28 protein-coding genes are annotated in these 24,799 nt (G+C 63.7%); 7 read left to right on the forward strand and 21 right to left on the reverse strand.

Annotated elements, in window-relative coordinates:
• From QWY84_RS15660 to QWY84_RS15670, 3 genes are all read right to left on the reverse strand, one after another.
• Window positions 1-218: hypothetical protein (locus QWY84_RS15660; protein ID WP_290203819.1), on the reverse strand; the 218-nt coding region annotated here is incomplete at its 3' end.
• 57 nt (window positions 219-275) lie between these two features.
• The gene (locus QWY84_RS15665) at window positions 276-533 is read right to left on the reverse strand and encodes an SHOCT domain-containing protein (protein ID WP_290203820.1); all 258 of its coding nucleotides are present in this window, start codon (window positions 531-533) and stop codon (window positions 276-278) included.
• A gap of 67 nt (window positions 534-600) precedes the next feature.
• Window positions 601-1,023: a hypothetical protein gene (locus QWY84_RS15670; protein WP_290203822.1), complete on the reverse strand. Its 423-nt coding sequence runs from the start codon at window positions 1,021-1,023 to the stop codon at window positions 601-603.
• Window positions 1,024-1,243: 220 nt separating this feature from the next.
• Here QWY84_RS15670 and QWY84_RS15675 point away from each other — a divergent pair, with 220 nt between their 5' ends.
• Complete coding sequence (locus QWY84_RS15675) at window positions 1,244-1,447, forward strand: hypothetical protein (RefSeq protein WP_290203824.1); 204 nt, start codon at window positions 1,244-1,246, stop codon at window positions 1,445-1,447.
• Window positions 1,448-1,729: 282 nt separating this feature from the next.
• Here the strand turns inward: QWY84_RS15675 and QWY84_RS15680 are convergent, their stop codons facing one another.
• A complete protein-coding gene (locus QWY84_RS15680) occupies window positions 1,730-3,028 on the reverse strand; it encodes a hypothetical protein (RefSeq protein ID WP_290203826.1) in 1,299 nt (432 codons plus the stop codon).
• A 555-nt stretch (window positions 3,029-3,583) separates the two neighbouring features.
• Between QWY84_RS15680 and QWY84_RS15685 the strand changes: the two genes are divergently transcribed.
• Window positions 3,584-5,338 (forward strand): class I SAM-dependent methyltransferase, encoded by a 1,755-nt coding sequence (locus QWY84_RS15685; RefSeq protein WP_290203828.1) that lies wholly within the window; start codon window positions 3,584-3,586, stop codon window positions 5,336-5,338.
• 249 nt (window positions 5,339-5,587) lie between these two features.
• Here the strand turns inward: QWY84_RS15685 and QWY84_RS15690 are convergent, their stop codons facing one another.
• From QWY84_RS15690 to pilL2, 9 genes are all read right to left on the reverse strand, one after another.
• Entirely contained in the window at window positions 5,588-6,064 is a 477-nt protein-coding gene (locus tag QWY84_RS15690; protein ID WP_290203829.1) for a nuclease-related domain-containing protein, read from the reverse strand.
• A gap of 412 nt (window positions 6,065-6,476) precedes the next feature.
• On the reverse strand, window positions 6,477-7,217 hold the full coding sequence (locus QWY84_RS15695; RefSeq protein WP_290203830.1) for a TIGR03747 family integrating conjugative element membrane protein: 741 nt from the start codon (window positions 7,215-7,217) through the stop codon (window positions 6,477-6,479).
• Window positions 7,217-9,307 (reverse strand): type IV conjugative transfer system coupling protein TraD, encoded by a 2,091-nt coding sequence (gene traD, locus QWY84_RS15700; RefSeq protein WP_290203831.1) that lies wholly within the window; start codon window positions 9,305-9,307, stop codon window positions 7,217-7,219. Before traD ends, QWY84_RS15695 begins: the two co-directional genes overlap by 1 nt.
• Window positions 9,304-9,843, reverse strand: coding sequence for a PFL_4695 family integrating conjugative element protein (locus tag QWY84_RS15705; RefSeq protein ID WP_290203832.1), 540 nt, complete (start codon window positions 9,841-9,843; stop codon window positions 9,304-9,306). Before QWY84_RS15705 ends, traD begins: the two co-directional genes overlap by 4 nt.
• Window positions 9,840-10,295 carry a transglycosylase SLT domain-containing protein gene (locus tag QWY84_RS15710; RefSeq protein WP_290203834.1) on the reverse strand — a complete coding sequence of 152 codons (456 nt, stop codon included), beginning with the start codon at window positions 10,293-10,295 and terminating at the stop codon, window positions 9,840-9,842. The genes QWY84_RS15705 and QWY84_RS15710 overlap by 4 nt, the downstream gene beginning before the upstream one ends.
• A 32-nt stretch (window positions 10,296-10,327) precedes the next feature.
• Entirely contained in the window at window positions 10,328-11,164 is an 837-nt protein-coding gene (locus tag QWY84_RS15715) for a TIGR03759 family integrating conjugative element protein (protein WP_290203835.1), read from the reverse strand.
• Window positions 11,152-11,427, reverse strand: a complete 276-nt coding sequence (locus tag QWY84_RS15720; RefSeq protein WP_290203837.1) for a hypothetical protein — start codon at window positions 11,425-11,427, stop codon at window positions 11,152-11,154. The genes QWY84_RS15715 and QWY84_RS15720 overlap by 13 nt, the downstream gene beginning before the upstream one ends.
• A gap of 9 nt (window positions 11,428-11,436) precedes the next feature.
• Window positions 11,437-12,231 carry a hypothetical protein gene (locus QWY84_RS15725; protein WP_290203838.1) on the reverse strand — a complete coding sequence of 265 codons (795 nt, stop codon included), beginning with the start codon at window positions 12,229-12,231 and terminating at the stop codon, window positions 11,437-11,439.
• Window positions 12,212-12,913, reverse strand: a complete 702-nt coding sequence (gene pilL2, locus QWY84_RS15730) for a PFGI-1 class ICE element type IV pilus protein PilL2 (RefSeq protein WP_290203840.1) — start codon at window positions 12,911-12,913, stop codon at window positions 12,212-12,214. Before pilL2 ends, QWY84_RS15725 begins: the two co-directional genes overlap by 20 nt.
• A 545-nt stretch (window positions 12,914-13,458) precedes the next feature.
• Here pilL2 and QWY84_RS20120 point away from each other — a divergent pair.
• Window positions 13,459-13,743 carry a Fic family protein gene (locus QWY84_RS20120; RefSeq protein WP_353959906.1) on the forward strand — a complete coding sequence of 95 codons (285 nt, stop codon included), beginning with the start codon at window positions 13,459-13,461 and terminating at the stop codon, window positions 13,741-13,743.
• Window positions 13,744-13,962: 219 nt separating this feature from the next.
• Here QWY84_RS20120 and QWY84_RS15735 read toward each other — a convergent pair whose 3' ends face one another.
• The 8 genes from QWY84_RS15735 to QWY84_RS15770 form a co-directional block, all read right to left on the reverse strand.
• Window positions 13,963-14,472 (reverse strand): c-type cytochrome, encoded by a 510-nt coding sequence (locus QWY84_RS15735; RefSeq protein WP_290203842.1) that lies wholly within the window; start codon window positions 14,470-14,472, stop codon window positions 13,963-13,965.
• The gene (locus QWY84_RS15740; RefSeq protein ID WP_290203845.1) at window positions 14,469-15,308 is read right to left on the reverse strand and encodes a WD40/YVTN/BNR-like repeat-containing protein; all 840 of its coding nucleotides are present in this window, start codon (window positions 15,306-15,308) and stop codon (window positions 14,469-14,471) included. The genes QWY84_RS15735 and QWY84_RS15740 overlap by 4 nt, the downstream gene beginning before the upstream one ends.
• 96 nt (window positions 15,309-15,404) lie before the next feature.
• Entirely contained in the window at window positions 15,405-16,016 is a 612-nt protein-coding gene (locus QWY84_RS15745) for a TlpA family protein disulfide reductase (RefSeq protein WP_290203846.1), read from the reverse strand.
• Complete coding sequence (locus QWY84_RS15750) at window positions 16,003-16,443, reverse strand: DUF411 domain-containing protein (RefSeq protein ID WP_290203847.1); 441 nt, start codon at window positions 16,441-16,443, stop codon at window positions 16,003-16,005. The genes QWY84_RS15745 and QWY84_RS15750 overlap by 14 nt, the downstream gene beginning before the upstream one ends.
• Before the next feature lie 36 nt (window positions 16,444-16,479).
• Entirely contained in the window at window positions 16,480-17,133 is a 654-nt protein-coding gene (locus QWY84_RS15755; protein WP_290203848.1) for an SCO family protein, read from the reverse strand.
• Between the two features lie 318 nt (window positions 17,134-17,451).
• Window positions 17,452-18,327 carry a TVP38/TMEM64 family protein gene (locus QWY84_RS20125; RefSeq protein ID WP_353959902.1) on the reverse strand — a complete coding sequence of 292 codons (876 nt, stop codon included), beginning with the start codon at window positions 18,325-18,327 and terminating at the stop codon, window positions 17,452-17,454.
• Window positions 18,328-18,824: 497 nt separating this feature from the next.
• Window positions 18,825-19,622, reverse strand: a complete 798-nt coding sequence (gene lgt / locus QWY84_RS15765) for a prolipoprotein diacylglyceryl transferase (protein ID WP_290203850.1) — start codon at window positions 19,620-19,622, stop codon at window positions 18,825-18,827.
• Between the two features lie 525 nt (window positions 19,623-20,147).
• Entirely contained in the window at window positions 20,148-20,606 is a 459-nt protein-coding gene (locus tag QWY84_RS15770) for a MerR family transcriptional regulator (RefSeq protein WP_290203851.1), read from the reverse strand.
• Window positions 20,607-20,691: 85 nt separating this feature from the next.
• Between QWY84_RS15770 and QWY84_RS15775 the strand changes: the two genes are divergently transcribed.
• From QWY84_RS15775 to ccmB, 4 genes are all read left to right on the forward strand, one after another.
• Window positions 20,692-22,887, forward strand: coding sequence for a heavy metal translocating P-type ATPase (locus QWY84_RS15775; protein WP_290203852.1), 2,196 nt, complete (start codon window positions 20,692-20,694; stop codon window positions 22,885-22,887).
• Entirely contained in the window at window positions 22,868-23,020 is a 153-nt protein-coding gene (locus QWY84_RS20175; protein ID WP_435372999.1) for a signal peptidase II, read from the forward strand. The genes QWY84_RS15775 and QWY84_RS20175 overlap by 20 nt, the downstream gene beginning before the upstream one ends.
• 476 nt (window positions 23,021-23,496) lie before the next feature.
• Window positions 23,497-24,111: a cytochrome c biogenesis heme-transporting ATPase CcmA gene (gene ccmA / locus QWY84_RS15785; RefSeq protein ID WP_290203853.1), complete on the forward strand. Its 615-nt coding sequence runs from the start codon at window positions 23,497-23,499 to the stop codon at window positions 24,109-24,111.
• Window positions 24,104-24,787, forward strand: coding sequence for a heme exporter protein CcmB (ccmB, locus tag QWY84_RS15790; RefSeq protein WP_290203854.1), 684 nt, complete (start codon window positions 24,104-24,106; stop codon window positions 24,785-24,787). The genes ccmA and ccmB overlap by 8 nt, the downstream gene beginning before the upstream one ends.
• Window positions 24,788-24,799: the final 12 nt, after the last annotated feature.

A 24,799-nucleotide genomic window follows, 5' to 3' on the forward strand; every position in this document is an offset into this window, starting at 1 on the left:
ATGCCCATGCCACCCTGGCCACCGCCATGCATGCCACCACCCATCATGCCCTGCATGCCGCCAGAGCCACTGCCCATCATGGGACAGTCCTGCATCATGCCGCCCTGACCGCCGCCCATCATGCCTTGCATGCCTTGAGCGCCGGCAATTCCTACAGTGCCTGCTCCCAGGAGCAGGGCCATCCCGAGTGCTGCCTTGTAACCGCGATTCATCGTCATTTCGAAACCTCCTGAAGCGTGTGCTTCAACGCGTGATGTGGACGCCGAGTGGCGTCGTCATGTCCTGGGTGAACGGAGATCCAGCAGATCCTGCTGGCGCTTGAGAAACTCGTCCCGCTCGATGTCGCCGCGGGCATAGCGCTCGGCCAGGGCCTGGAGCGGTTCCTCGCCGTCGCCCTGTTGCCGGCCGAGCAGTGCTGACAGCAGCAGGTACGTGCCGGCCAGGATTAGGGCGAGCACGGTGATCATGATGATCACCATCAGCGAGTGCCCGAGCCAGAAGCCCGCACCGGTGTCATGAAGGATGGAATGCATGGGTTATCAACCTCCCGAAAGGGATTAACGGGCGCCGCTCGACGCGGCGTCGCAGGAGGTCGAAGGATCAGACGCGCAGACGTCGGGTCAGCAGGTAGACCGGGCCGGTGTGCGGAGCATCGGCGGCAAGCAGGGCTTTGAGCACGGCTCCAGAGATCGGTGAGTCGTCATGCACCGGGACCAGACGCGGAATCACCGCAACGTTGTCGTCGGGGGCCGGCAATTCCGTTTCACGGTTGTGACCCACGAGGAGATGCTCTTCCCCGTCATGGCTGCGATGGTGGCAGACCGGCGTGTCCGACGGACCATGGGCGTGCACGCTCGGTTCATGTTCAGCGGTATCATCCGGTGTGGACCCGACCGGTTCAGAGTTCGCCAGAGCCGCCGTGACCGGCAGCAGAACCAGCAGGATGAGCAGCAGCCACCTCCAGGGGCGTACTCGCCGCAGCGTGCCTCCTTCGGCAGTGATGTTGGGTTGCTGCGTTCGCATTGAGCGTGTCCGTCGAGGATCTAGAACCAGATTAACAAATTAGCAAGCCTTGGTGGCGAGCGACTTGATCAGGGTCAAGGCTGTGGTGCAAAGGCAATGACCGCCCATTCCTCTGGACGCACTGGCCAGGCATTCGGCGGAAAACGAGCGGAGATGCGCGCTGGCGAAGCGCCGGGCGTAAACACCAATCTAGTGGCATGGGAAACGGGGAGACTGTGCGATGATGAATGAAGGAATGTTTGGCGGCCACCTCATCTGGATGCTGATCATGGCGGCCATTGTCGTCATCCCATTCTGGAGGATCTGCAGCAAGGCGGGTTACTCGGGCTGGCTGAGCCTGCTGATTCTGATCCCGTTGGCGAACCTCGTGTTTCTCTACTTTCTGGCTTTCTCCGAGTGGCCATCACACCGCAAGTTCAGGTGAGCGCAGAATCCGAATTCGAGGTCTTCAGCGAAGGGCGCCGCTGCATGCGGGCATGCTCGGCGATCTCGAAGCCGCACAGAAGCGGCTATGGATGGAAGACTGTATCCTCACCGCGGACCGCGTGGGCAAGGCGTTCATTACGGCGTTGCGCGCCTGCGCTCGACACGCACGGACTCATGGTCGACAAGCGTATTTGTCCGCGTTGCTTTCTTCCTACATCGGAAGGGCGGGGGCAGGGTTAGCCGCGTATGATGGCAGTGACACCCGGGGCTCGGTTCTGATCTAGACGAATACGGATGCAAAGCCGCCACCTGGCGTGCGGAAGTTCGTGGTCTGCCCCTGGTACAGCCGGGCCGCGATAAGCTGAACGTCGCCGGCGTACACATAGTTGCGCAGATCGACCTTCAGTGTGGTTTGTTCCCCGTCCACCAGAACACCGCGTTCGCTCGGGGGGATGCGGGATTGGGCAACGTACGCATCCTCGCGAATGGCCGTCCAGACACGCTTGGTCAGCTTGTTGCCGCGGTAGGTGGCTTTGCTGCCGTACCCGCTGGCCGGCTTGAAGAAGAAGTGCCGGCGTTGTTGCCACAGGGCGTCGGCGTTCTCGGGTGTAACGGCGACGGTGTGCGGGATACCACGCAGCAGGGTCGATATGGTGGGCTCCGGGATTCGCCACTGGCGCAGCAGCTTTTCGTCGGTCAATGCGGTGAGGTTGCGCTTGTCAGCATACATGGCGTAGGTGTGCGGGTTGGGCGTCACTACGACCGTGCCCGCCTCATAGGCATTCCGCAGGGCCACGTGATCGGGTGATTCCAGGGTGAAGTCGGTCAGGCGATTGTAGACGAGGTCGATGGGGGTGCCTTCATGCCACAATCTGCCCTCGGCATACCGTAGTGACCCAGCGTCCGCGATCACGGCTCTGACCCCGTGCCGCAGGAACATCCGGGCGGCGAGGCAGAACTCCGGGTACAGGTACTGCTCGGTCGGAGAGTCATCGACGATTGCCACCGTTTCGAGCGGTGTATCTCCCCGTTGCAGGGCCCATTCGTCACGAAACATGGCGAACAAGCGGTCCTCGAGAGAGGAAGGAGGTGGCTGCGCGGCTGAGTCCTCCAACAGATTGGCACAGCAGGGCATCTGCGCCCGCGCCAGGGCGGCATTGAGCCAGGCGCCGCCGGCGTTCGTGTTGATCTCAATGAGTTGCGGCCCATCCGGACCCAGATGGAAGTCGAATCCCATGCAGGCGCCCAATGGCCCGAATGGCCGCCTGGCAATCGGTCGCGCCCAGCCCATGATGTGTTGTTGATAAGCGGGTGTGGCCACGACCTGGTCCACAGCCTCGATCAGCGAACGCATTTCAACGGCATGTCGCTGGCTGAGGAAAACAGCCGTGTTGGAGAGAAGATGCGGGCGAGTCGCCAGGATATGCTCGTACAGGTCCGCATCCGGCTGTTCCGCTAAGAGCTGCTGGTGTAGCAGGGTCTGATCGACAGTGCGGCAGAAGCAGACGCGGTTCAACGTCTCTATTGCGCTGCCACAGCCGGGGCCGCAAGGAGGGCTTTCGGGCGAATCAGTTTGCATGCGCGTGCTAGACCCTTGACTTGCTTTGGCGGCTATCGAGTTACTGCATCGACAGAGTATTCAGTAGATGCCGTGACTGGTTCGGCACCGGGCGGTCGAACTCCAGAATCCCCTATTCGATTGAATCATGCCTTCGCATAGTCATGCGCTCAATCCGCCGCTTACACGCTCGCTCCGTTTAGCGCAACATCGAGAAGCTCGTGGACACTACGGAAAGCGGCCGTTGACATGCGGTTAAGCGACTACCGCTTTGGGTCGTGATGAGACGACGCGCGGGGCATCGAGCGATTCGAAGTTCTCCTGCGAATCCCCAAGGTTTGTTCTGGAGCTCCGGCATGGCAGGGCTCGCATGGGCTCGTAACAGGTATGTCACGCCATCATGTGGCAAGCGGAGGGTGCGCAGGCGAGGATCGCGAGCACCTTTCAAGCCGGGCCTGAGGCGATGTGCGCTGAGTCAGCACACTATAAGCTTTGCTAGACACGCTCGGCAGCTACCATGCTACGAGGCGCGCAGGAATTCGCCAGCGGCATTCCAGTGCTGGTACTTGGAGGTCTATGAACGGGGTGGGGCACTCGCACAGTCGCGCTGTGGCTTGGTACGACGCGCACGCGGTAGCGGCGGCTGAGCGTTACGAGCAGTTAGAGGTCGGCGAGGTCCACGACTGGCTGATCCCCCGGCTACCACGCCGACCAGGTACGACGGTACTCGACGTCGGCGCCGGCTCGGGTCGTGATGCAGCCTGGTTTGCCGACGGCGGCTACGAGGTCGTTGCGGTTGAACCGTCGGCGGGACTGCGTACCGAGGGCAAGCGCCGCCACCCGGACCCGCGTATCCGATGGGTCAACGACCACCTTCCGGGTCTGGACAAGGTCACGCGCCTGGGCATGTCGTTCGAGCTTATCCTGCTGAGCGCGGTCTGGATGCACGTACCGCCGTTGGAGCGGTCGCGGGCGTTCCGCAAGCTGATCATGTTGCTTAAGCCTGGTGGGATGCTGGCGATCACGCTGCGCCAGGGACCGGCTGAAGCTGAGCGCGGCATGCACGAGGCGACGGCCGAGGAGGTGATGCGGCTCGGCCGTTCGCATGGCGCCTACGTCGAGCACGTCGACGAAAGTCCCGACGCGCAGGGGCGGGAGGGCATCAACTGGGCCCAGATCGCGATCCGGCTACCCGATGACGGCACCGGTGCCCTGCCGCTGCTGCGGCACATCATCCTCAACGACGACAAAAGCTCCACCTATAAGCTTGCGCTGTTGCGGTGCCTGTGCCGGATCGCCGACTCCGCCGACGGGCTGGCAAGGCATGGGTCGGACGAGACCGTTGATCTGCCCTTCGGCCTCGTGGCGCTCACATGGATCCGTGCGTTCCAGCCCCTGATCGCCCGCCGGCTACCGCAGAGGCCGGGTCACGACGGCACGACTCGAGGTCTGGGTTTCGCGAAAGAGGGGTTTCTTCGCTTGCTCCAGCTGCAAGTTACGCCTTCTGATCTCCATGTTGGCATGCGGTTCACCGGGGATCGGGCCATGGCGCTCTCAATGGCCATTCGTGAGGCGACAGCCAACATCGCCATGATGCCCGCGCAATACACGACCTATCCGAACGGCGGACCCGTGTTCCGCGTGCAGCGCCCGCGCACCATCCACCAACCGCAGGATGTTGTTGTAGACGCACCGTTCCTCTGGCAATTCGGCACCTTTCGTGTGCCGCTCGATGTCTGGCGTGCGCTTCAGCGGTTCAGCGTATGGATTGAACCCTCGGTGGAGACTGAATGGAAGCGACTGATGGCGCAGTATCTCGAGCGCCAGATGAGGCATGTCGAGCCGGCCGAGATTGAGCAGGCCATGGTTTGGAGCGAGCCACAGCGCGACGTGCGCATCGCCCGTGACCGGGTGGAAGCCCTCCGGGCAGAGGGAGAACCGATATATTGCATCTGGAGCGGTAGGCGACTTCTAGACAATAGGTTCGACGTTGACCACTGTTTCCCTTGGGCCGCCTGGCCCTGCGAAGATCTGTGGAATTTGCTCCCAGCCAGCCGGCCGGTGAACAGTCAAAAGGGTGCCCGCATCCCGGACGCGCACACGCTGCAGGAGGCTCAGGATCACATCATGAACTGGTGGGAGCGGGCATGGTGCCGAACGGATCATCCCGGCCTATATGAGCGGTTCGGCCGCGAAGCCGCAGCGACGCTCGGCGGCCTGGATACACGGGAGTCCATCGAGCTTGAGGACGTGTTCTCCGCCGTCAGCCTCCGACGCATCCGACTGAAACATGATCAGCAAGTACCCGAGTGGCAGTACCTCTCGAATTAGTGTGGAGGTTAGAGCAAGTGGCCGCGCGGAGTTTCCGCCTGATTCAGACGATTCGCTTCTCAAATAGGAGTTCCGGGTACGAGAACATCGTGTTTGAAGGCGCTCAACTGAATGAGTTTCAGGTTGTGGGGGAGTTCAGAAGGGTTACTGGGGAACCCACCCTGATACTCCAGCGCTGATGCAGGCTGCAACCTGGATCACCGTCTATTGCAGCCCTGCCGATTCCGTGATCGTCGGGGCTCTGCGGGGTCATCCAGCCTGGACGGAGAACAGGTAGAACGCGCCGACAACGGCGCCTGCAGCGATCATGATCATCCCTACAGAGGTCGCCTTATCTACCCCGTGCTTCCGACCCAATGCTGTCCGGTGAGCTTTCCGTACGGGCGCATCGCTTCGCGTTGCCGCCCTGAGTTCTTGCCAGGCCGAATTCCATTCCGCGTGCGGTGGACCTTCGGCAGCGGCTTCGGCCCGGAACTCGGCGGCAAGTTCGCGAGGCCGTTGAACACCCTCCGGTATGCCCTTGGGGAATTCTGCGCGACCGCCGACAACAACGTGGCCGTGGACTGGAACGCGGTCTCCCACAAGGGCATTCACCGCCTGAATGTGACCCCAGTTCTGGCGCAAAGGATTCTGAATCCGGATGGAGCGCCGACCAAGGCGCTGCGTCCAAGTGCTCTGCCTCGCGCTGCCAAAGATCCGGCCGCCGTAGTTCTTGGTCTCGATCACCCGGATACCTTTCCCGTCAGGTAGAGATGATCGATCTGGGTCATGCCGCCGCGACCATCCGGGAGAATGCAGTCATGGAGTTCGTCCGTGGCAAGACCCTTTAGTCGAGCACGGACGGCCCGCTCTCCGACTAGACCTTTGGGCTTTGGCATAACCGCCAGTTTTAGACCATCCAGAACGAGCAGAGCGGGCACGACCCAGCCCGCCTTGTGCCAGAGGATTTCCAATACCTGTGAGCTACCGATCACGTTATATGGTCCCTGTTTCGGATTCCGGCCAAGGCTGGCACAAGTTGGTCGGCGTATTCTCGGTCACGTTGCCTCACGCATCTCTACTCCACTCGATCGGTCCAGGGTGCCACAGCGAATCCGAAGCGACCGTGCGCGGTGACGCAGGAACACGATCGTCCAGATTAGAGATACTTTTTGAACCGCGACGCCGTGATCGCCACGGTCGTGGCGTTGAGCACGGAGAAGGGCAGGATCACCCAGTTGGGGTGGGTGGAGACGGGTAACGCCAGGTAGACCACCCAGGCCATGGCGATCGAGGGCATCATGAGCCGCTTCGCGTGGTGGTAGACGAACGATGACTCCCGGCCACCTCCCCAGCGACGCAGCTCGCGCTGCACCAGGCCATCGACGACGGCGACCAGGCCGAAGAGCACGAAGATGGGCATGGCCAGTGTCAGCACGCCGACGCGCAGGGCGAAGACCTGCATGATGGTCACCGCCGACAGGATATACGGTTCCGCGGCGGCATAGCTTGCCCGGGCAGCGTGCTGGAGATCACCGCCCTCGGGGTCCGGTGACCGGGCGAGCCATCGCAGTAGGGACTGGAGCCCGGAGGCTTCGACAACACCGTAATAGGTCCAGTCGGCGAAGGCTTTGGCATACATTGCCGAATTGTCGATTCCTGGGACGACGGAGCGCTCGAAGTCCTGATGCAGGTAGCCGAGCTCGCGCTGGAGCATCTGCCGGCTGTGCTCGACGCCTTGATCCGGCCAGATCCAGGTCTGGCCGATCCATTCCACGACGATCGAGAACACAAGGGCGAGGAGCAGCCACACGATGGTCTGCCCCAGGTAGGCGCATGTCCTGCCGACAACACCGGTGGGTTGCCGGGCCTGCTGCCGGACCGTCTGCTGTGTCGCCATCAGTCCGCCTCCCGGTCGGCGGGTGGCGTCGGTACGGGCGGTGCCTGCCACCAGGTGTCCCCGGTGGCGTAGATGCGCTCCATGTCGTCGGCGATCTCGTTGAGCGAGGCCGGCATGTCGGGGTCTGCTTCGCCGCTTGGCAGCGGGATCCGGATCTTGTAGAGCTGGCCGCCCTCCATGAGCACGAACGCCTGGCCCTTGGGCAGGCTGATGACGTCCGCCGGCGTGAGCAGCGAGGCCTCGGTAACCGAGATGCGGTCCTCGTTACGGCTGGAGAAGTGCTGGCTGGATTCGGTGTCCGAAGCGTCATTGGTTCCGGAGACCTGCATCAGGCTGAAGATCTCGACGTCGGGCAGCTGTGCAGTGAGCATCTCCGCGGTGGCGTACTCCTTCACCCGGAGCATGATGAGCGTGTTGAGGTTGCCGGCGATCTGTCCCGCCTTGGCCGCGTTGCCGATACGTGCCTCCACGTCCGACCAGGTCTGGGTATAGGCGGTGACCTGGAAACCGGCACCGCCGGCCTTGTTGAGCAGCGGGACGAACTCGTCACCGATGAGCTCGTTGAACTCGTCGGCATGCAGGTTGACGGTCGGCATCCGGGTCCGCCCGCCCGGCAGGCCCTTGTCCTGGCCGTACTTGTAGAGCTGGCCGGCCACTGAGCACAGATCCGCGAACATGGAATTGCCCACGGCCGCGGCCACGTCGGCATCGGCCTGGGCGTCGAGACCGACGTAGACGATCCCGCCCGCGCGGATCACGGAGCGCCAGTCGAAGATCGGCCGCGGATCGTCGGTGTCCAGGTAGTCCGGGGAGATGAGCTCGGCGGTCTTGCCGGTGGTGAGCTTCTCCATGAGCGGTAGCAGGCTCGCAACGATCTTGTCGAAGTACGTCTTGTCGTACTCCATCGCCGAGCGCAGCCCGTCGGCAACCGCGTCCGACAGGCCCTGTTCCTTGACGTAGAGCACCATGGCGATGGCGCGCTTGTCGCGGCCCTGGAGGTTGCGGGGGACCTGCCGCTCGTTCATGTTCGCTTCGCGCCGGTCGACTTCGTCACGCCAGTTCTCGGGTGCGACGCCCGGGAGCCAGTGCTCGTAGTACTCGATGAGCAGCGGCTCGATGTTCGTGACATCCCGGAGGATCCGGTCATAGTTGGGCCGGTAGCCCAGCGCCACCCGAGCCTGGGCGACGATGTTGACAAAACGCCATGCGAACTCCCGGAAGGCGGCGCTGTTGCCCTCGCTCGGCAGTTGCCGGGAGGTGCGGGTGGCCACCTCGGTGATACGCCCGAACGAGCCGACGGCGTTGTAGCGCGCCGAGTGCTCCGGATAGCCGAGATGGAACATGTAGAAGCGGTCGGTGCGCCCGGAGCGCCGTGCCTCCGCGTAGACGCGGCGCAGCAGCTCCGCATCGCCCTTGGGGTCGATGACGATGGTGACTTCCCCGCGGCGAATGTCCTGGGCGATGAGAAGCTCCGAGAGCCGCGTCTTGCCCACGCGCGTGGTACCGAGCACCAGGGTGTGCCCGACGCGCTCGGTGAGATCCAGGTAGGTATCCTCTTCCTCGTCGACACCGACCGCGTGGAGTATCGGCTTCCCGCCGATCGCCGGCAACGGCGCCACCGGGTTCCACCACGACCGCGTCGCCAGCATGGCGGCGAGCAACCGCAGGCCGGGCGTTGCCTCCCAGGCGATCTCCTTGCGCCGGGCCCAGTGGTACAGGGGGCCCGGCTCGACGTAGTGCTGGACCTCCGGGCGGATGGTGTCGCGCAAGCGCTGAGCGTGTTTCTGGCGCCACCGGAACCCCCGGCCCAGGTAGAGCTTGCGGCGCGAGACCGGGATCGCGTCCGAGCGCATGGTGAACGTCGGCAGCTGCTTCAGGCTGCGGTGGTAGCGGACGATCTGCCAGCCCTGCCGCGCCCGCCAGACGGCGAGCGTGGCGAGCAGGGCGCCGGCGGCCCAGGCGATGCCCAGCGTCATCATGAGCGCCCAGGGCGCGCTGACCGCGATGGTCGCGGCCATGGCAGCGACGCCGGCCGAGTAGAACTCCACGGGTGGACGCAACAACGCCTCCACGGGGTAGCGCGCCGTCACTGCTCGAAGCCTCCTTCCGCGGAGAGCACCACGGGGTAGTGTGCGAGGCCCAGGGATTCGGCGAGCGCACTCCCGGGGGTCAGCTGGGCCGGCACGGGCCCGGCGGCGACCTGGACCCGCTCCAAGTCGTCACGGGTCTCGGCGTCGACGAGCATGCACACCGCGGACGCCTTCACGAGGGCGTTGCGGTGCCTCTCGAGCCACGCGACCGAACGCTGGTCGGCACCGACGATGCAAAGCGGCCGTGGCAGGTTCTGCAGGCGCTCGCGCACGGCCGGACCGGGCCGGGCTTCCAGGTCCCCGGGCTCGAGTTCAGGGGTATCCACCGGGAGGAGGTCGACCGCGCGGCCTTGGATGGCCGGCGCTGCGCGCTCGACCTCCGCCGGCCCACCGGCGTCGCTGTCATCGCGCTCCAGGGCCCGGAGGTAGGGGGCAATGGGTTCGGTCTCGCCCGTATCCTCGAGGATCTCCAGAGCGCCGGCCGCCGGTGCGGTGACAGCGAGCAGGAAAGTGAGACAGACCGCCGTGGGCTTCATGGGGACATCACCTCCAGATGGTCACGCACGCGCGCCCGGTGGGCCGCGGCCGCGTCGGCATCGGCCGGCGCGTGGTACAGGCCGGCGGCCTGCAGCCAGTCGGTTGCCGCGTCATGCTGCTCACGCAGGATCTGCGCACCTACGCGCAGGTTGGTGTAAGGGGCGAGGGCCTCGGCCGGACTGACGAAGCGGTGGCCGTGCCAGTGCCAGTTCACCTGCATCAGGCCGACATCGATGTTGGTCTGCCCGGCGTCGAGGTGAGCGCGAAGTGCTTCCAGGGCGGCCCTGGCCGTGCGGAATCGCCGGGGCGTGCCGGCGACGTTCAATGTCCACGGCCAGGGCCGATACCGACCCGAAGCCAGGCGCTGGCCGGACTCCGCCGCCGCGAGGGCATAGAGAATCGACGCGGGCACGTCCTGCTCGGCGGCAATGCGCTGGTAGCCGGCGGGCACCTCCGCGCCGCCGGGCGAGGCGAGGGCCAGCCCTACAACGAGACCCGCTGCCAGCGCAACCCGTTTCGGCGCAGCAGCGCCGGTGGCTCGAACGCGGCCAGGGTGCCGTCGTCGCGGTTCAGGGTGAGCCGTTGCGACTGGACGAGCTCGGGCGGGATCTCCAGTGCGGTTGCCCATTGGCGGACCTCCTCGTCGGCAACGGCATCAAGCAGGAACACGTCCAGCTCCCACTCGGCGCCGTTGTCCAGGGCAGAGACGAGCCGGGTCAGGACCCGACGGCAGCGGCGGCAGTCGAGGCCGGCGACCAGGACGAGCCGATCGCCGGCGCCGACGGCGTCGAAGGAAACGCTCTGCATTCCGCCGTGCGTCGCGGGGCGGTTGCCGCTTGCAGGTTGCCCGCCGGAGTCCCGGGGATCGACGTCGACGATCTTGCGGTCGGGATAGAGCCGGTCCCATGCCTGGTCGTACGCGCGCTGGAAGGCCAGCTCCCGGGCCGCCCGGGCACGCTCGCGCTCGACAGCCATCTCGGCATAGCGCCGTCGTTCCGCGTCACTGCGGGCATTGATGCCGAGTACCCAGACCGGATCGAGATTCGGGGTCCAAAGGCCCCGGGGGCCGTTCATGAGCGTCTCGAAGCGCTGCCATTCCTCGTCGTCGAGGTTCCACTGCCCGGACGAGCGCAGCCGCTCGATGTCCACTGGGCCGGTGTCGCGGGCACGAGAGCGCTCCACCTGGCTGCCGCGGGCCTGTCGGGGCTCGGACCGGGCCCGCTCCGCTCGGGCTGAATCAACGTCCTCGCCGCCTTGTGCTGCAGTGGTCCCGGGCAGGACGATCATCGTGCTCAGTGCGAGAAGAGCTAGCGTTCGCATCGTTGGCCTCCGACGAAATAGGTGCGCTCGGGCCAGTCGTCGAGATGGGCTTCGACCTGGCGGCGCTGTTCAACCGCTTCCAGGCAGGAGTCTGGCCGTGGGTCCCGTTCCCGCGTTCGGTGGCTCGCGGTGTCCGGCGCGGTCGTCGCGACCTCCGCGGCGTCGGTTTCGTGTCCCGCGGGCTCGTTGGCACCGTTGCTTCCAACGCCCGGGGCGAACACCAACATCCCGGCAAAAATCAGCGCGAGCGCAGCCTCACCCATGGCGATGCCTCATTGCTCCGTGGCCAGGGCCCGGGTTGCACCGGCGGGGTGGCGGAGCACGGCCACGCCGGCCTCCGGATCCACACTGGTCAGCTGCCAGTCACCGATGGACTCACCACGGCGGTATTGCTCCCGGACTCCATTGTGCTCGATGACAGCCAGCGGCGTCCTGCCCCAGTGGTCGATGCCGATCAGCTGCCCATGGAACCGAGGCGCCCTGGAGCGCTGCTCCAGATGCTGGACGCGCTCGCCGAGGCGCGCGAGTCGCTGATCCAGATCCCCGTCCACCTCGCCGGCCAGCGACTCGACCCGCTCACCGAGATCCTCGACGGACTGTTCCAGCGTGTGGATCGCCTCGTTGGGTTCAATCTCGTCGACAGCGTCACTGAGCGTCTGCACCTCGGCCTGGAGCGAGCGAACGCGCTCGCGCAGGCTTTCCTGGTCGCCATCGAGGCGCCGTACGGTGGAATCGAGCGCAGCGAAATCGTGGGTGAGATCGCCGAGCCGCTCAGCGATCCTGGCAGCGTCAGGGGTTCGATCCCCTGATCCACCACGGCCACCGGCACCTGCTTCAGCCGCCGTACCTGCATCGTCCGGAGATACGGGTTGTTCAACGCCGTCTGCCTGCTTGCCGTCACGGGTGCCCTCGGTTTGAGCCGAGCCGGAGAAGGTGAACACGCCGATCACGCCCCCGAGGACGACAACGGCCCCGACGGGGGCGAGGATCCTCAGCGCCGGCGGGGTCGGCTTCGGCGATGCTCCGGTGGCGTCGCTCGCAGCGGTGTCATTGTCGTTGGTGCTCATCGTCTCCCTCCCATAGTGTCTGGCGGGCCGCAGCCGTATCCGTGGCCCGAACGGCCGGCTCATCCGGAATCGCGAGCGTGGCGCCGACAGTCAGGCGGTGCGGACTGCCTTGCTCGAAGGCGCCCGGGTTGGCCTCGAACAGCGCCAGCGCCGTCCGCATTGGCCGATCCGGCGCGACGCGCTTCGCGATACCGAGGAGCGTCTCGCCCTCGTCAACAGGCCCGTAGGTGGCGGGCCCGGGCTGCGGTTCCCGGGGCTCGAAGGTCAGGCCGGCCGCCTTCTCACGGGCGCCCTCGGCATAGGGTGCCCGCGCCTCGAACGACACCAGCCGTGCGGTCGGGTCGACGACCAGGCGCCAGGGCGCCCCTGCAAGGGTCTTGAGGGCATCCTCCAGGGGGAGCGGCCCCAGATCCCGGTGGACGGCCGGTAGCGGCCGCGTGAGGAGAAGGCGCATCGCCGGGTCGGCGTTGCCGGGATCCTGAAGCCGGTAGCCGCTTCGATCCAGGAGGTGGATGACAGCGTCGCCGACCCGTTCGACGTACGGCGGGAACGTCAGATCCACTTGGACCTGCAGCGGATTCGCCTGGGCCGGCGTGGGCTCGGCCGCGACGGTCTGATACCGACCGACGCGCACCCCATCGGCCGCGCCCGCGGTTGTGGCAACCGCGAGCAGCGCAATCATCAGGCAGTTGTGTCTTCGCATCACCGACCCTCACAGCGTTGGTGAAGGTCCACGCCCGCGGAGCGGGCGTGGACCGGCTCTGTGGAGGCGTCACTCCGCGTCAGCGGAAGTGACGGGGATAGTGTCCACAGCGCCGGCCGGGCCCGGTGGAAAAAGTCTCAGTGGATGCGCGGGAGTTTTCAGCGACGGAAAAGGGAAACGGGGACAAGAGAGCAAAGGAGAGGAAGGGAAGGGCGGCCTACGGGCAAGGGGCGTATCCACAAAGGGCGAGGCATGAAGGGCCAAAGGGAAAGAGATCCGACGGGAAGCCCTGTCTCGCGGTCACGCGATGCCCCGTTTCGCTCCGGAAGTCGAAACATAAGGTTAACGAAGATCGTGAAAGGGCAACCTATACGTTTACGGCATGGAGATCACAGGCGAACATCGATGCAGTGAGCGCTGGATTACCGCCACCGCAAACCCAACGTCCTGGCTGATCTGTTCCCGAGGGACCTCCGCTGGCGCATGTTCAACCAGGTCTGGACATGGGCGGGCCGCTACCGGACATGGGAGACCCGTGCCGGAGTGGCGCCCGATGTCATCGGAGCCCGGGTGCGCGCCGCGGGCGCCTGGATCGTGCTCCAGTACGGCGAGCCCGTGGGGTGGCGGCCCGATCTCACCACCAACTGGTGGCCATCCACCTCTTCTCCAACGGCAACGGCCGCCACGCCCGGATCGCGGCGGATGCACTTGTCACCTTCCACTATGGAATGCCGCGGCTGGACTGGACTCGAGATGCCGATCTCGACACGGTTACACCGCGACGGCAAGCTTATCTCCGCGCATTGTGAGACGTCGACGCCGGGGATATCGGGCTGCTGGTGTAGTTCCTCCCCGGCAGCCAGCTGCAGGGCCTCAGTAGGTATTGGTGCCCACGCTCGACGTCAGTAGTTGGCATGTCGAAGCGCTCCATGCATTGACCGATGCCCTAGCCGATGCCGCTTGCCTCATCTCGAGGGCCCGGGGGCTCGCCTGCACCAGTAGCCTTCGAATGCCCGAGCGATGCAAGGCTACTGGCCTTTCGAGCGAGTGGATTCGGCGGAATCCTCAGGATATGCGCTGGCGGGGAAACCGCCTTGCTCCTGGGTTTCCTCCCATTGAAACTGCCTTTGCTCAGGGGTCCAGAGAGTCTTGAGGTACATGATGACGGCCCGAATCTCTTGTGGCGAAAGCACGGCTTCGAAGGAAGGCATGGTGAGCCGATCGGTTTCGTTGAACGGGTGTCGCCAGCCGTCTCGGACCATACGATAGAGCAGGGCATCGGAGTGCTTCCAGGTGTGACCGTCTTCATCATGTGGAGGCGCGGGCAGCTCACCAAGGGAATTCCGCTCCTGCCAGTTTGCAGCACCTTCTCCATTTGCACCGTGGCAGGATGCGCAGCTCTCCTGATAAATCTCTTGTCCACGCTCGACGAGTTCATCGCTCAAAGAGGGTGGTTTGCTGTCATCAGCCACGGTAATGCCAGCGAAAGTGCCCAGTGTCACCATCCCCAACCGGGTGACAAGCGTGCTCACCTTCACCGCCAATCACTCCCGTTCGTGCTCTGCAGAAGATTTCCGTCGATGAGCAAGGCATACAGCGTATCGCCGGAATGGCTTAAGGCACTCACTTCGCCGTTGACCTTGCCGACGTGTTCCCACGCCTCACCACCACGTGCGCTCCGGAATATCTCCCCGCCGACCGCGGTATAGATCTCAGCCGGCGTCACGGGGTTGTGGGTGACGGCGGTCGCGCCGCCCGGCAGGCCACTGGCCAGCTCGAACAAGCAGAAGCAGTCCATGGTGCGGTAGACGCCTTTATCGGTAGCAGCGAGAAGCCACCCTGTCTCCATGCTCCCTTCCATGTCGGTATGAGTGAGTGCGCTGATGGTGGCCGATGACAGGCCCGCGTGCATCAGACGCCAGCTCTCGCCGGCGTCCTGGCTGCGATAGATCCCCTCATCGGCCATCACGATGTATAGGGTGTTTGCCTCGGTGGCGTGAGCGGTGAGGGCAAGCGCGTCGTTGTCCGGCAGCTCCCCGGTCACGTTGACCCATGTTTCGCCCGCGTCGGTGCTCCTGTACACCCCGAACCCTTTGCCGGCCACATGGACTTGATCCGCATTTTCCGTCGAAGCCGCCACCGCGGTGATTGCTTCGGATTCCCCGAGTGCCGGGAAAGAGACGTCTCGCCAGTTCTCGCCACCATCGTCGCTTCGGGACAACGACAGCCCGTCCGTCTTGTAGAGCCGGCCGTCACCGGCGTCGCTCAACCCGCCGATGGCCAAGTCCTCGGCCTGGGCGATCCCAAACGAAACGAAGATGGCCACTATGGCACCACCGGCATGGCGTGTCAGCTTCCCGATCCGCTGTTTCATTTTCCTCGCAATCCCCGTAAATCTTGCCATTCCCGAGCGGACTCTCAGTTATCCCGATCGTAGCTCGCGGCGGTTGATGTCTTCTGAGAGCCCGGCCTACTGTGTTTGTTGCACCACATTACTCAGGAACGCCACCATTTCCGGCGTATCCCATTCCGCTTCACCGACCAGGCGACCGATCTCTTCGCCCTCACGGTTTAGCAGCAGAGTCGTTGGTACGCCGACAGCGTTGAGCGTTGCGGCGGCCTGTCCGGTATCGTCGATGTAGATGTCCAGGTGCTGGATATCGATCTCCGCAAAGAAGTCTTCGACGACGCCGACTCCGGCCTGGTCGATGGATAACGTCAGAACCTCGAAGTCCGGACCGCCCAGTTCGGCCTGCAACCGGTCGAGTGTGGGCATTTCCTTCCGGCACGGTGGACACCACGTCGCCCAGATATTGACCAGCACAACGCGCCCGGAAAAATCGTCGAATGTCAGCGGATTGCCAGCGGCATCCGTGAACGCAACATCCGGCACCCGCTGCGGCTCGGCGGATAACTTGAAACCTTGCGGGCCGGTATCGCGGGACTCGTTGCCGGAAACGCCGTTTTCCTGTTTGGACGGTTCGTCGCCCGGTGAGCACCCGGTTGTCGCCGCTGCCAAGGTCAACAAGAACAAAAGCCCGGTGCCAGCCAGGGGCACCTTCGGCAACTTAATGCGTCGCATAGACTTCCGGGGGGTCGCTGTCTTTCAGGTAGAAGACCTCGATGGGTCCTCGCTGGCGACCCGGCATGCCGGGAGTGCCCACTGGCATGCCGGGAATCGCGAGCCCGCGGACCATCGGCTCGTGTTCCATGAAGCGTTTGATGTCCTCGGCGGGCACGTGTCCTTCGAACACCCGGTTCCCGATTATCGTGGTGTGGCAGGCCAGCAGTTGCTTCGGGATGTTGTATCGCTCCTTGATCTCGCCAAGATCAGTGGTAACCACCATCTCGACGTCGAACCCGTTGGCTTCCAGATGCCTCGTATATTCCTCGCAGCAGCCGCAATTCGGGTTCTTATAGAGGGTCGCAGAAATTGAATCGGCGAAAGCGGGTGGGACAAGCCCGAGTAGCATCGCTGCGACCATCGGTTTTACGAATGTCCAGTCCATGATCAACGTATTCCTCTGTTGGTGTGCAGCGTGCGATTAGTGGCGCGAATGGTCTTTGTCAATCAAGGCATTCACATACGACACCAAATTACCTGGTACATAGCCGAGGCCGTGGAAACGTGCACGCATCCGCCCCGTCTGGTCGATCACGTGGGTGACCACGCCGTGCATTTGCACAGCTTCTTCCTCTATCGGCATGAATTTCAGACCGTATGCGTCAGCCAGCTTCACAGTCGTGTCAACGGGATCTCTTTCAGTCCGGAACAGGAATTGCCAATTGGACGGGTCAAGGCCGAATGACTCGCCATAGCCACGCATCAGCTCGCGTGTAGACTCGACACCCTCGGTGTCCGTGGCAATGGTGACGAACTGGACGCTCTCGGCCATTTCAGCGGCGTTGATCATGGACTGCAGTCGTCCAATGAGGACCATGTGCGTTGGGCAGTCGTCCGTGCAGCGCACGTAGATGAAGTTCAGCACCACGACCTTTCCGGCGAAATCGCTGAGGCTGGCCTCGTCTCCGTTCGCGCCCGCGAGGTGAAAGTCAGGTGCTTCCCGGTCCACGAATTGAGCGTAGCGCTCCTGCTCCTGTATCCCGCTCTCCACGTCATGCAGCGAGTGAGCGGCGAGCGGCAAGGACGCGAGGAGCAAGGTTGCTGTTGCCACTGCTGGGGCGATAAGGCGTTTCATGCCTGACTCTCCGGCTGATTCCTGGGCTTAAACAGGGCGTAAGGGACACACCGACCGTTCCATGAGGCAGCAGGACAGATCAGGCCCCACAAGGATCATGCTTTCGGCTTCGACCTCATTTGCCAATGGGGAAGATATCAAGGGGAGTACGAACCGTCCTGCGGCAAATTGTCGCAGAGCGATCCTGCCCGAATAGGGGCACGGTAATGGATGCTTACTCGACCCCGGCGTGCGATGACCGGGGTGATGAGGAGCTCCGGGTTCGCGAAGAGCTGGAGTCGGGGGACGGGGCGCAGGCGTTGCTCCCGCGAGGTGCAATCAGTTCTGGTTGGTAGGCTGCCGGGACAGGTTGCCCGCGAGCCGACGCACCACCAGCAAGATTGCTACAGCACCGAGCACGGCAGTCAACCAGACCCCGGGCGACCAGGTAAGCGCTCCGTGGCCGATCAGCACGCTCACAACCGTGAGCGGAAGAATGCCGAGCGCAGTCGTCCATAGGAAGATCCAGGGACGGACGCCGGCCAGGCCGGCACTATAGTTGAGCAGGGTAAACGAGATGACCGGAATCAGGCGTACGACCAGAAGCTCACCCGACCCCACGCAACGCGTCCACTGGTCAAGCCTACTGCGAAACCGTACAGGCACTAGCCGCACTACGGCTGCCTTCCCTAGCCACCGGGCCACACCATAGGCAAGCACGGCACCGGCCATCGCCCCGATCCACGTGACGGTCGTCCCGACAACGGGCCCGAACAACATACCGTTGACGAGCGCAATTGCCCCAGCCGGGAGTGGCAGGACCGAGTAGGCAACCATTAAAAGCACCGATGCGATCGGTGCCCATGGCTGCCAGCTTGCTACAAGGCTGCGGAGATCGGCAGGGGACAAGCTTGTGTCCAGTAGCCAGTGCTGGCCAAGCCGCCAAAGAATGATGCTAACCACGGAAACGCCAACGGCAGCAATGACAAGGCCGACGGCCTTTAACCACGCAGCGCGGGGAACGTGGGACTGATCCTCCCGGATATGGATGTCGGCCTCATCTTGGCGTTCCGTGGCGTATCGCAACGGACAGACTGTCTGTTGCCGTTGGGCGTTCGCCGCGCCTGAATACATAGTGTATGAAATTGCGCCGCGCCGTAGGCACGGCATTGGCCTTGTAACAGAAGTCGGCGCGGTTCCCTGGCAAGGAATCATCCGCGGCAGCCAAGCTGGTTGCGCTACAGTGCTTATTGTCCGGAAGGGGGGTTCTCTTCCTTATCAAGCGTCCCTGCGGGCGGAGGTTGAGCCTCGGTATTTACTGTCACGCTCTGTGACTGCGCCGGTCGGTCACCATCCTGCGGATCCTGCGGCTGTGCCACTGACACGCTGCCCTGGACTCGCTGGTCTGGGGATGAGCACGATGTCCCACCCGACCCACGCATACAAACCCCCAGTGCGCACATCAGTGCGCAGGGAGCCAGTGCAACCAGCAATGGCGCAATACCAGCGGCGACCAGCCAGTCCCACTGGAACACCGCGCCTGCGACGAGAGCCACCCCGGCGAGCGCGATGAAACCCCGGCGACCGGTAAGGTAGTACCGGACGAGATTGATCAGGAGCCTGGTCAAGGACGGTTCGGTAGCCTTCGTCGTGTCAGTTGACTGAGTCATACATGTTTCTCCGTGGAGCCCGTCCGGACAAAGATATTCCGGCTACTGGTAGGTCAGACGGTATGTGGCGCGATACGCCCACAGCAACAGGACGATACCGAGCGCGATCATTGGTATCGACAAGAGTTGGCCCATGGTGACCCAGCCGAATGCCAGGTAGCCGATATGGGCATCCGGCATGCGCACGAACTCCACCAGAAAGCGGAAGCCGCCGTACAGCGCGAGGAACAGCCCGGAGACGGCCATGGTCGGGCGTGGTTTGCGCGAGAACAACCACAGGGCAACGAACAGCAACACGCCTTCCAGAAGAAACTGATAAAGCTGGGAAGGATGGCGTGGGTCGGGGCCCATGGGCGGGTAGACCATGGCCCAGGGGACGTTGCTGACGCGTCCCCAGAGTTCGCCGTTGATGAAATTCCCGATGCGGCCAGCGCCCAGGCCGACAGGCACGAGAGGCGCCACAAAGTCCATGAGTCGGAGAAAATCCACGCCCGTTCTACGCACGAACAGCCAGGAGCCGATGATCACGCCGATCAGCCCGCCGTGGAAGCTCATGCCCCCTTCCCAGACCCGAAGCAGTCGTGCCGGATCGCCCGCGAGCGTGGCCGCGTCATAGAACAGAATGTAGCCCAGACGACCACCGGCAATAACGCCGATCCCGCAGTAGAACAATAAGTCTTCAATCTGCGCTGGACGAAGCAAAGCGTTCGGTTGGCGTGCTCGATACCGTCCCAGCAACCAGGCCGCGAAAAAGCCAAGGATATACATCAGCCCATACCAGTGAATGCTCAGCGGTCCGAGTTCCAGAGCAACCGGGTTGATATCGGGATAGTTGAGCATCTACGGAATCCCGGGGGTAAGGGTATCGGTCGACTTGCCGCCAGATGAGCACAGAGAGAACACGGCGGGACATTGTATATGGTCATCGACTGTATCAACTCGGACGTGGACCGGCCTGCGGCAAATTGCCGCAGGAAGAAGCCATCTAGGGCGGACTGGCTTAAGCTCAACGGGTGCTATGATCGGGGCCCCGATCTCCGAACCCATTTCAGGCCCTATGCTGAACGTGAACGATGTTTTTCTGACTCGCGGCGAGTGTCCTTTGCTGTCCAATTGCGTATTCCGGTGAACGTGACCGCGGATTCCGGCGCCAGGGCCAAAATCGGTCACGCTCCGGCCGGAATCACCGGTCACGATGCACAGGAATCCGCGGTCACGTTCACCGGAATACGCAAGTCACGCACACGCCAGGATTATCAGAGCGCGCTGTTCGAGGTTGGGCTCGTCCGCAAAAAGCCATCGGTACACCCGCTGCTTGCGATCTGGCGGCATTGAACAATCGATGAGCCGTCACGGGCGCAGGAGCTATCCCAGCTCGCGAGCGCCTCCATGGGCTTGTTCGCTGATACACAGCTGGTGATCGCTCAGCACTTCGATGATACGACAGCTCTCAACCTTGCCGCCGGCACACTGGCTCACCATACGCCTGAGCTCGTCACGCAATGCGGAGAGCCGCTGCAGCCGCGACTCCACCTCTTCCAGGTGATGCGTGGCAATGGCGTCAACCTCCTGACAGGGCATGTCGGGCTGGTCTGACATTGCTAGTAGTTCACGCACTGCATCCACCGAGAAGCCGAAGTCCCGGGCATGGCGAATGAAGGTCAGCCGCCTGACGACTTCCTCGCCGTAACGGCGCTGCCCACCCTCGGTACGCGACGCATCGCCCACGAGCCCGATTCGCTCGTAATATCTCACCGTTTCAGGCTTGCAGCCGGCGCGCCGCGCCAGCTCGCCGATACCGATTGTGGGGCTAGACTCCGACATCCTGATGCGTCTCCCGAATGGCTTGAATCTATAGTCGCTACAAGTTTTATGCTGCAAACGATAACGCATCGGCAGGAGTGTCACCATGGAAAATTCGGCACCCACGGCAGCATCCGCGGTCTTGACGCTGCGGATCGAAGGTATGGACTGTGGCGGCTGCGAGCGCAAGGTAGAGGACGCTCTGGGCCGCCTGGAGGGCATCGAGGAGGTATCGGCCAGCTCGGTCACTGGTTCTGTGAGGATTCAGCCCCAGCCGCACACTTCCCCCTCTCACGAGACGATCGAGCGGACCCTTAACGAGCTCGGCTATCAGCTTGCGGCCAATGATGAGAAGGATGAGGCAGATGCCTCTCCGGCGCCCTGGTGGCGGACCGCCAAGGGACGTCTGGTGCTCGTCACGGGGGGGCTGCTGGCTCTGGCCTTCGTCCTCCGCTGGGCCTTGCCGTCCTTGGGCAACTGGCCCTTCGTCGCGGCCACCGTGGTGGGTCTGGTGCCCATCGCACAGGGCGTCTTGGCCGCGTTGAAGATGCGCAACCCCTTCACCATCGAGATGCTGATGAGCATCGCCGCCCTGGGCGCGTTGACCATCAATGCTGCTGCCGAGGCGGCGGTGGTGGTCTTCCTGTTCGCCGTCGGTGAACTGCTGGAGGGCGTGGCCGCCTCACGGGCGCGACGCAGCATCTCGGCCCTGGCGGATCTGACCCCGTCAACGGCCAGGCTGATGGAAGAGGGAGCCATTCGTGAGGTCTCGGCCTCCTCTCTCACGCCCGGACAGCGGGTAATGGTTCGGCCGGGCGACCGCGTCCCCTGCGACGGTCGCATCCTGGCCGGAGCATCCGACCTGGATGAGTCACCGGTGAACGGTGAATCCGTGCCCTGCTCGCGTGCACCGGGCGATGACGTCTTTGCCGGCACGGTGAACCTCAATGCCGCCCTGGAGGTGGAGGTGACACGCGGCGCCGAGGACAACACCATCGCACGGGTCATCCGCCTGGTGGAGGAGGCCCAGGCCGGCAAGGCACCCGTGGCACGCTTCATCGACCGCTTCGCTCGCTACTACACGCCTGCGGTAGTGGGACTCGCCCTGCTGATGGCAGTGGTGCCACCGCTGGTCTCGACCATGGCCTGGTCGGAATCGGTCTATCGTGCCCTGGCTCTGCTGTTGATCGCGTGCCCTTGCGCGCTGGTGATCTCAACCCCTGCGGCAATCGCCGCTGGTCTATCGGCGGGCGCTCGGCGGGGCCTGCTGATCAAGGGCGGTGCGGTGCTTGAACAACTGGGCAAGCTGCGCCTGATCGCCGTGGACAAGACTGGCACGCTCACGGAAGGTGCCCCGACAGTCACCGATGTGGAAGACTGGGCCCCCGGTCAGGGTGGAAACGAGGTCCTGAGGCTGGCGGCGGCGCTGGAGCGTGACTCCAGCCACCCCATCGCTACGTCTATCTTCTCGCGTGCAGAGCAGCTTGGACTTTCTATCCCCCAGGCGAACGGCAACCATGCTCTTTCGGGTCGTGGCGTCGCCGGCCAGGTCGAGGGACGTGAGCTGCGATTGGTCGCCCCCCGACATCTCGCGGGGCTGGCAGACATTGATCAAGGCCTGAGCACCCGGATTGCTGAACTGGAGGACGCTGGCAAGAGCCTCGCAGTACTGCTCGAAGGCGAGCGTCCGCTGGGCCTGATCGCCGTGCGCGATGAACCTCGCGTCGATGCCCAGGAGGGCCTGGCGACGCTGTCGCGTCTGGGCGTGCAGGCGGTCATGCTCAGCGGTGACAATGCACGCACGGCGGCGGCCATCGGTGACAGCCTGGGTATTGAGGCTCATGGCGAGCTGATGCCCGAAGACAAGGCCCAGCGCGTTCGCGACTGGCAGGCCGCCGGCCGGGGCCCAATCGGCAAGGTGGGCGACGGCATCAACGATGCGCCGGCACTGGCCGCGGCAGAAGTGGGCATCGCCATGGGCGGCGGCACAGATGTAGCACTGGAAACGGCGGATGCGGCGCTGCTCAAGAACCGCGTCACCGGTATCGCCGAGCTGATTGACCTGTCCCGCGCCACCTTGCACAACGTCAAGACCAATGTCGCGCTGGCCCTGGGTTTCAAGGCCATCTTCCTGGTGACCACGGCGCTGGGCATTACCGGTATGTGGATCGCCGTCATGGCGGATACCGGCGCTACCGTGCTAGTGACTCTGAACGCCATGCGGCTGCTGGGCTATCGCTTCTCGCTCGGAGCCGCCTCAAGCGGCTCGGCGAGTCCGTACTATAGGGAAGCCACGTCGTGAGAACGAAGCGGATACCGATAGCGCCGCGCCGCGCGGGGGGTACAGCTTGATGTTGGGTGCCGCCCTGGGTAATCGTATCGATCGGCTGGCACGAGGGTATGTGGTGGACTACTTGGACTTACTACTGGCGTGAGTGGCATTGGGCCGCCTTCGACTTGGCGGATATCACTCTGTTCCTGTGCAGATGGCAAGGCTGCGCGCTTTGGAGAACGGTCGTACCCTGATCTGCGCCACCAGCAACGGGGTGACGGGGATTATCGATCACCAGGGGCGGATTACCACACAGGCGCCCCAGTTCGAGCAAACCAGCCTTGTCGGTGAAGCGCTGCCCATGGTGGGTTATACACCGTTCACCCGTGTCGGTAGGTGGCCCACTTGGCTGTTGGCGGCGCTACTGTCGCTGCTTGGATGGAAACCCAACATAAATCGGTCGGCTGACAACGCACCAGGCGAAAAGGAAGAGAACACAGCGGGACCTTGAATCTGGTCCCCGCGTGTATCAACCCGGACTGCGGCAAATTGCCGCAGGAAGAAGCCGCGTAGGGCGGACTGACTCAAGTCAAGGGGTGCTATGATCGGGCCCCGATCTCCGAACGCATTTCAGGCACTATGCTGAACCTGAACGATGTTTTTCTGACTCGCGGCGAGCGTCCTTTGCTGTCCAATCTCTCACTCGCATTGTCTGCCGGAGAGGCCCTTCACGTCCGGGGAGCTAACGGCAGTGGCAAGACGACGCTGCTGCGGGCGATCGCCGGGCTCACACCCCTTGAGCACGGGCGTATCGACTGGCGCGGCCGTGACATCCGGCGTAGCAGCGACATCTACCGTAGCGAAATGCTGTTCGTGGGCCATCAAAGCGGACTGAAGATGCGGATGACGCCCAAGGAAAATCTGGAGCATTATCGACGGATACGTCCTGGGCGAGATATCTCGACCACGGAGGCGCTCGCAGCCATGGGGATCGGCGGGGCGGCGCAGCTACCGTGTGGTGTGCTTTCCGCCGGACAGTGCCGGCGGACCACGCTTGCGCGCCTGCTCTGCGAGCAGGCTGAACTCTGGATACTTGATGAACCCTTTACCGCTCTGGACACCGAAGGGGCAGGATGCCTCTCGCGGTTGATCGAGGCTCATGTTCGTACTGGCGGGATCGCAATACTAACCTCCCACCAGCTTGTACCGATGGATATATCGGCCTTTCGAACGCTCGATCTGCCCCATGCCTGATCACTCGCCCGGCTCAGCGTTTGCGGCCGTTCTGGTCCGTGATCTTCGTCTGCACGCCCGCTCACCGGGGGATGCTGCCAACCCCGTGCTGTTTCTCGTGATGGTCACAGCGCTGTTTCCCTTGGCTATCGGAGCATCTACCGAGGTTCTCGCTCGTATTGCGCCCGGTATCATCTGGGTGGCGGCATTGCTGTCGTCCATTCTGTCCATGGACACCGTGTTTCGGGCCGATTTCGAAGATGGGACGCTGGAGCAGCTTGCGTTAGCACCCTCCCCGCTGGCGTTGCTGATACTTGCGAAGCTTGCCGCGCACTGGCTGGTCACGGCGTTGCCGCTGATCCTGGTGTCGCCGCTCCTCGCGCTCTGGATGCACTTTCCAGCCACCGCCATACCGGCGTTGATGGCGACCCTTGCATTGGGTACCCCGGTGCTCTCCGGTGTTGGCGCTATTGCAGCGGCGCTGACGCTGGGAGTGGGGCGCGGAGGTGCCCTGCTCGCGCTGCTCGCATTGCCGCTTTACGTGCCCGTGCTCATCTTTGGCGCAGGAGCGGCCGACGCCGCCGCGAGTGGCCTGTCCGTATCCGGACCTCTCCAGCTATTGGGTGCAATGACGTTGTTCACGATCACATTGGCGCCGATCGCCGTTGCCGCCGGCTTACGGATCAGCCTTGACTGAGGTGACTGCCCG

Source organism: Aquisalimonas lutea (assembly GCF_030409225.1).
Taxonomy (GTDB): domain Bacteria; phylum Pseudomonadota; class Gammaproteobacteria; order Nitrococcales; family Aquisalimonadaceae; genus Aquisalimonas; species Aquisalimonas lutea.

Excerpts from the sequence above, each read along its gene's own strand:
- QWY84_RS15665 (WP_290203820.1), bottom strand. The coding sequence starts at position 533 with ATGCATTCCATCCTTCATGACACCGGTGCGGGCTTCTGGCTCGGGCAC.
- QWY84_RS15670 (WP_290203822.1), bottom strand. The coding sequence starts at position 1,023 with ATGCGAACGCAGCAACCCAACATCACTGCCGAAGGAGGCACGCTGCGG.
- QWY84_RS15675 (WP_290203824.1), top strand. The coding sequence starts at position 1,244 with ATGATGAATGAAGGAATGTTTGGCGGCCACCTCATCTGGATGCTGATC.
- QWY84_RS15680 (WP_290203826.1), bottom strand. The coding sequence starts at position 3,028 with ATGCAAACTGATTCGCCCGAAAGCCCTCCTTGCGGCCCCGGCTGTGGC.
- QWY84_RS15685 (WP_290203828.1), top strand. The coding sequence starts at position 3,584 with ATGAACGGGGTGGGGCACTCGCACAGTCGCGCTGTGGCTTGGTACGAC.
- QWY84_RS15695 (WP_290203830.1), bottom strand. The coding sequence starts at position 7,217 with ATGGCGACACAGCAGACGGTCCGGCAGCAGGCCCGGCAACCCACCGGT.
- QWY84_RS15705 (WP_290203832.1), bottom strand. The coding sequence starts at position 9,843 with ATGAAGCCCACGGCGGTCTGTCTCACTTTCCTGCTCGCTGTCACCGCA.
- QWY84_RS15715 (WP_290203835.1), bottom strand. The coding sequence starts at position 11,164 with ATGCGAACGCTAGCTCTTCTCGCACTGAGCACGATGATCGTCCTGCCC.
- QWY84_RS15720 (WP_290203837.1), bottom strand. The coding sequence starts at position 11,427 with ATGGGTGAGGCTGCGCTCGCGCTGATTTTTGCCGGGATGTTGGTGTTC.
- QWY84_RS15725 (WP_290203838.1), bottom strand. The coding sequence starts at position 12,231 with ATGAGCACCAACGACAATGACACCGCTGCGAGCGACGCCACCGGAGCA.
- pilL2 (WP_290203840.1), bottom strand. The coding sequence starts at position 12,913 with ATGATTGCGCTGCTCGCGGTTGCCACAACCGCGGGCGCGGCCGATGGG.
- QWY84_RS20120 (WP_353959906.1), top strand. The coding sequence starts at position 13,459 with ATGGGAGACCCGTGCCGGAGTGGCGCCCGATGTCATCGGAGCCCGGGT.
- QWY84_RS15740 (WP_290203845.1), bottom strand. The coding sequence starts at position 15,308 with ATGAAACAGCGGATCGGGAAGCTGACACGCCATGCCGGTGGTGCCATA.
- QWY84_RS15745 (WP_290203846.1), bottom strand. The coding sequence starts at position 16,016 with ATGCGACGCATTAAGTTGCCGAAGGTGCCCCTGGCTGGCACCGGGCTT.
- QWY84_RS15750 (WP_290203847.1), bottom strand. The coding sequence starts at position 16,443 with ATGGACTGGACATTCGTAAAACCGATGGTCGCAGCGATGCTACTCGGG.
- QWY84_RS15755 (WP_290203848.1), bottom strand. The coding sequence starts at position 17,133 with ATGAAACGCCTTATCGCCCCAGCAGTGGCAACAGCAACCTTGCTCCTC.
- QWY84_RS20125 (WP_353959902.1), bottom strand. The coding sequence starts at position 18,327 with ATGATTCCTTGCCAGGGAACCGCGCCGACTTCTGTTACAAGGCCAATG.
- lgt (WP_290203850.1), bottom strand. The coding sequence starts at position 19,622 with ATGCTCAACTATCCCGATATCAACCCGGTTGCTCTGGAACTCGGACCG.
- QWY84_RS15770 (WP_290203851.1), bottom strand. The coding sequence starts at position 20,606 with ATGTCGGAGTCTAGCCCCACAATCGGTATCGGCGAGCTGGCGCGGCGC.
- QWY84_RS15775 (WP_290203852.1), top strand. The coding sequence starts at position 20,692 with ATGGAAAATTCGGCACCCACGGCAGCATCCGCGGTCTTGACGCTGCGG.
- ccmA (WP_290203853.1), top strand. The coding sequence starts at position 23,497 with ATGCTGAACCTGAACGATGTTTTTCTGACTCGCGGCGAGCGTCCTTTG.
- ccmB (WP_290203854.1), top strand. The coding sequence starts at position 24,104 with ATGCCTGATCACTCGCCCGGCTCAGCGTTTGCGGCCGTTCTGGTCCGT.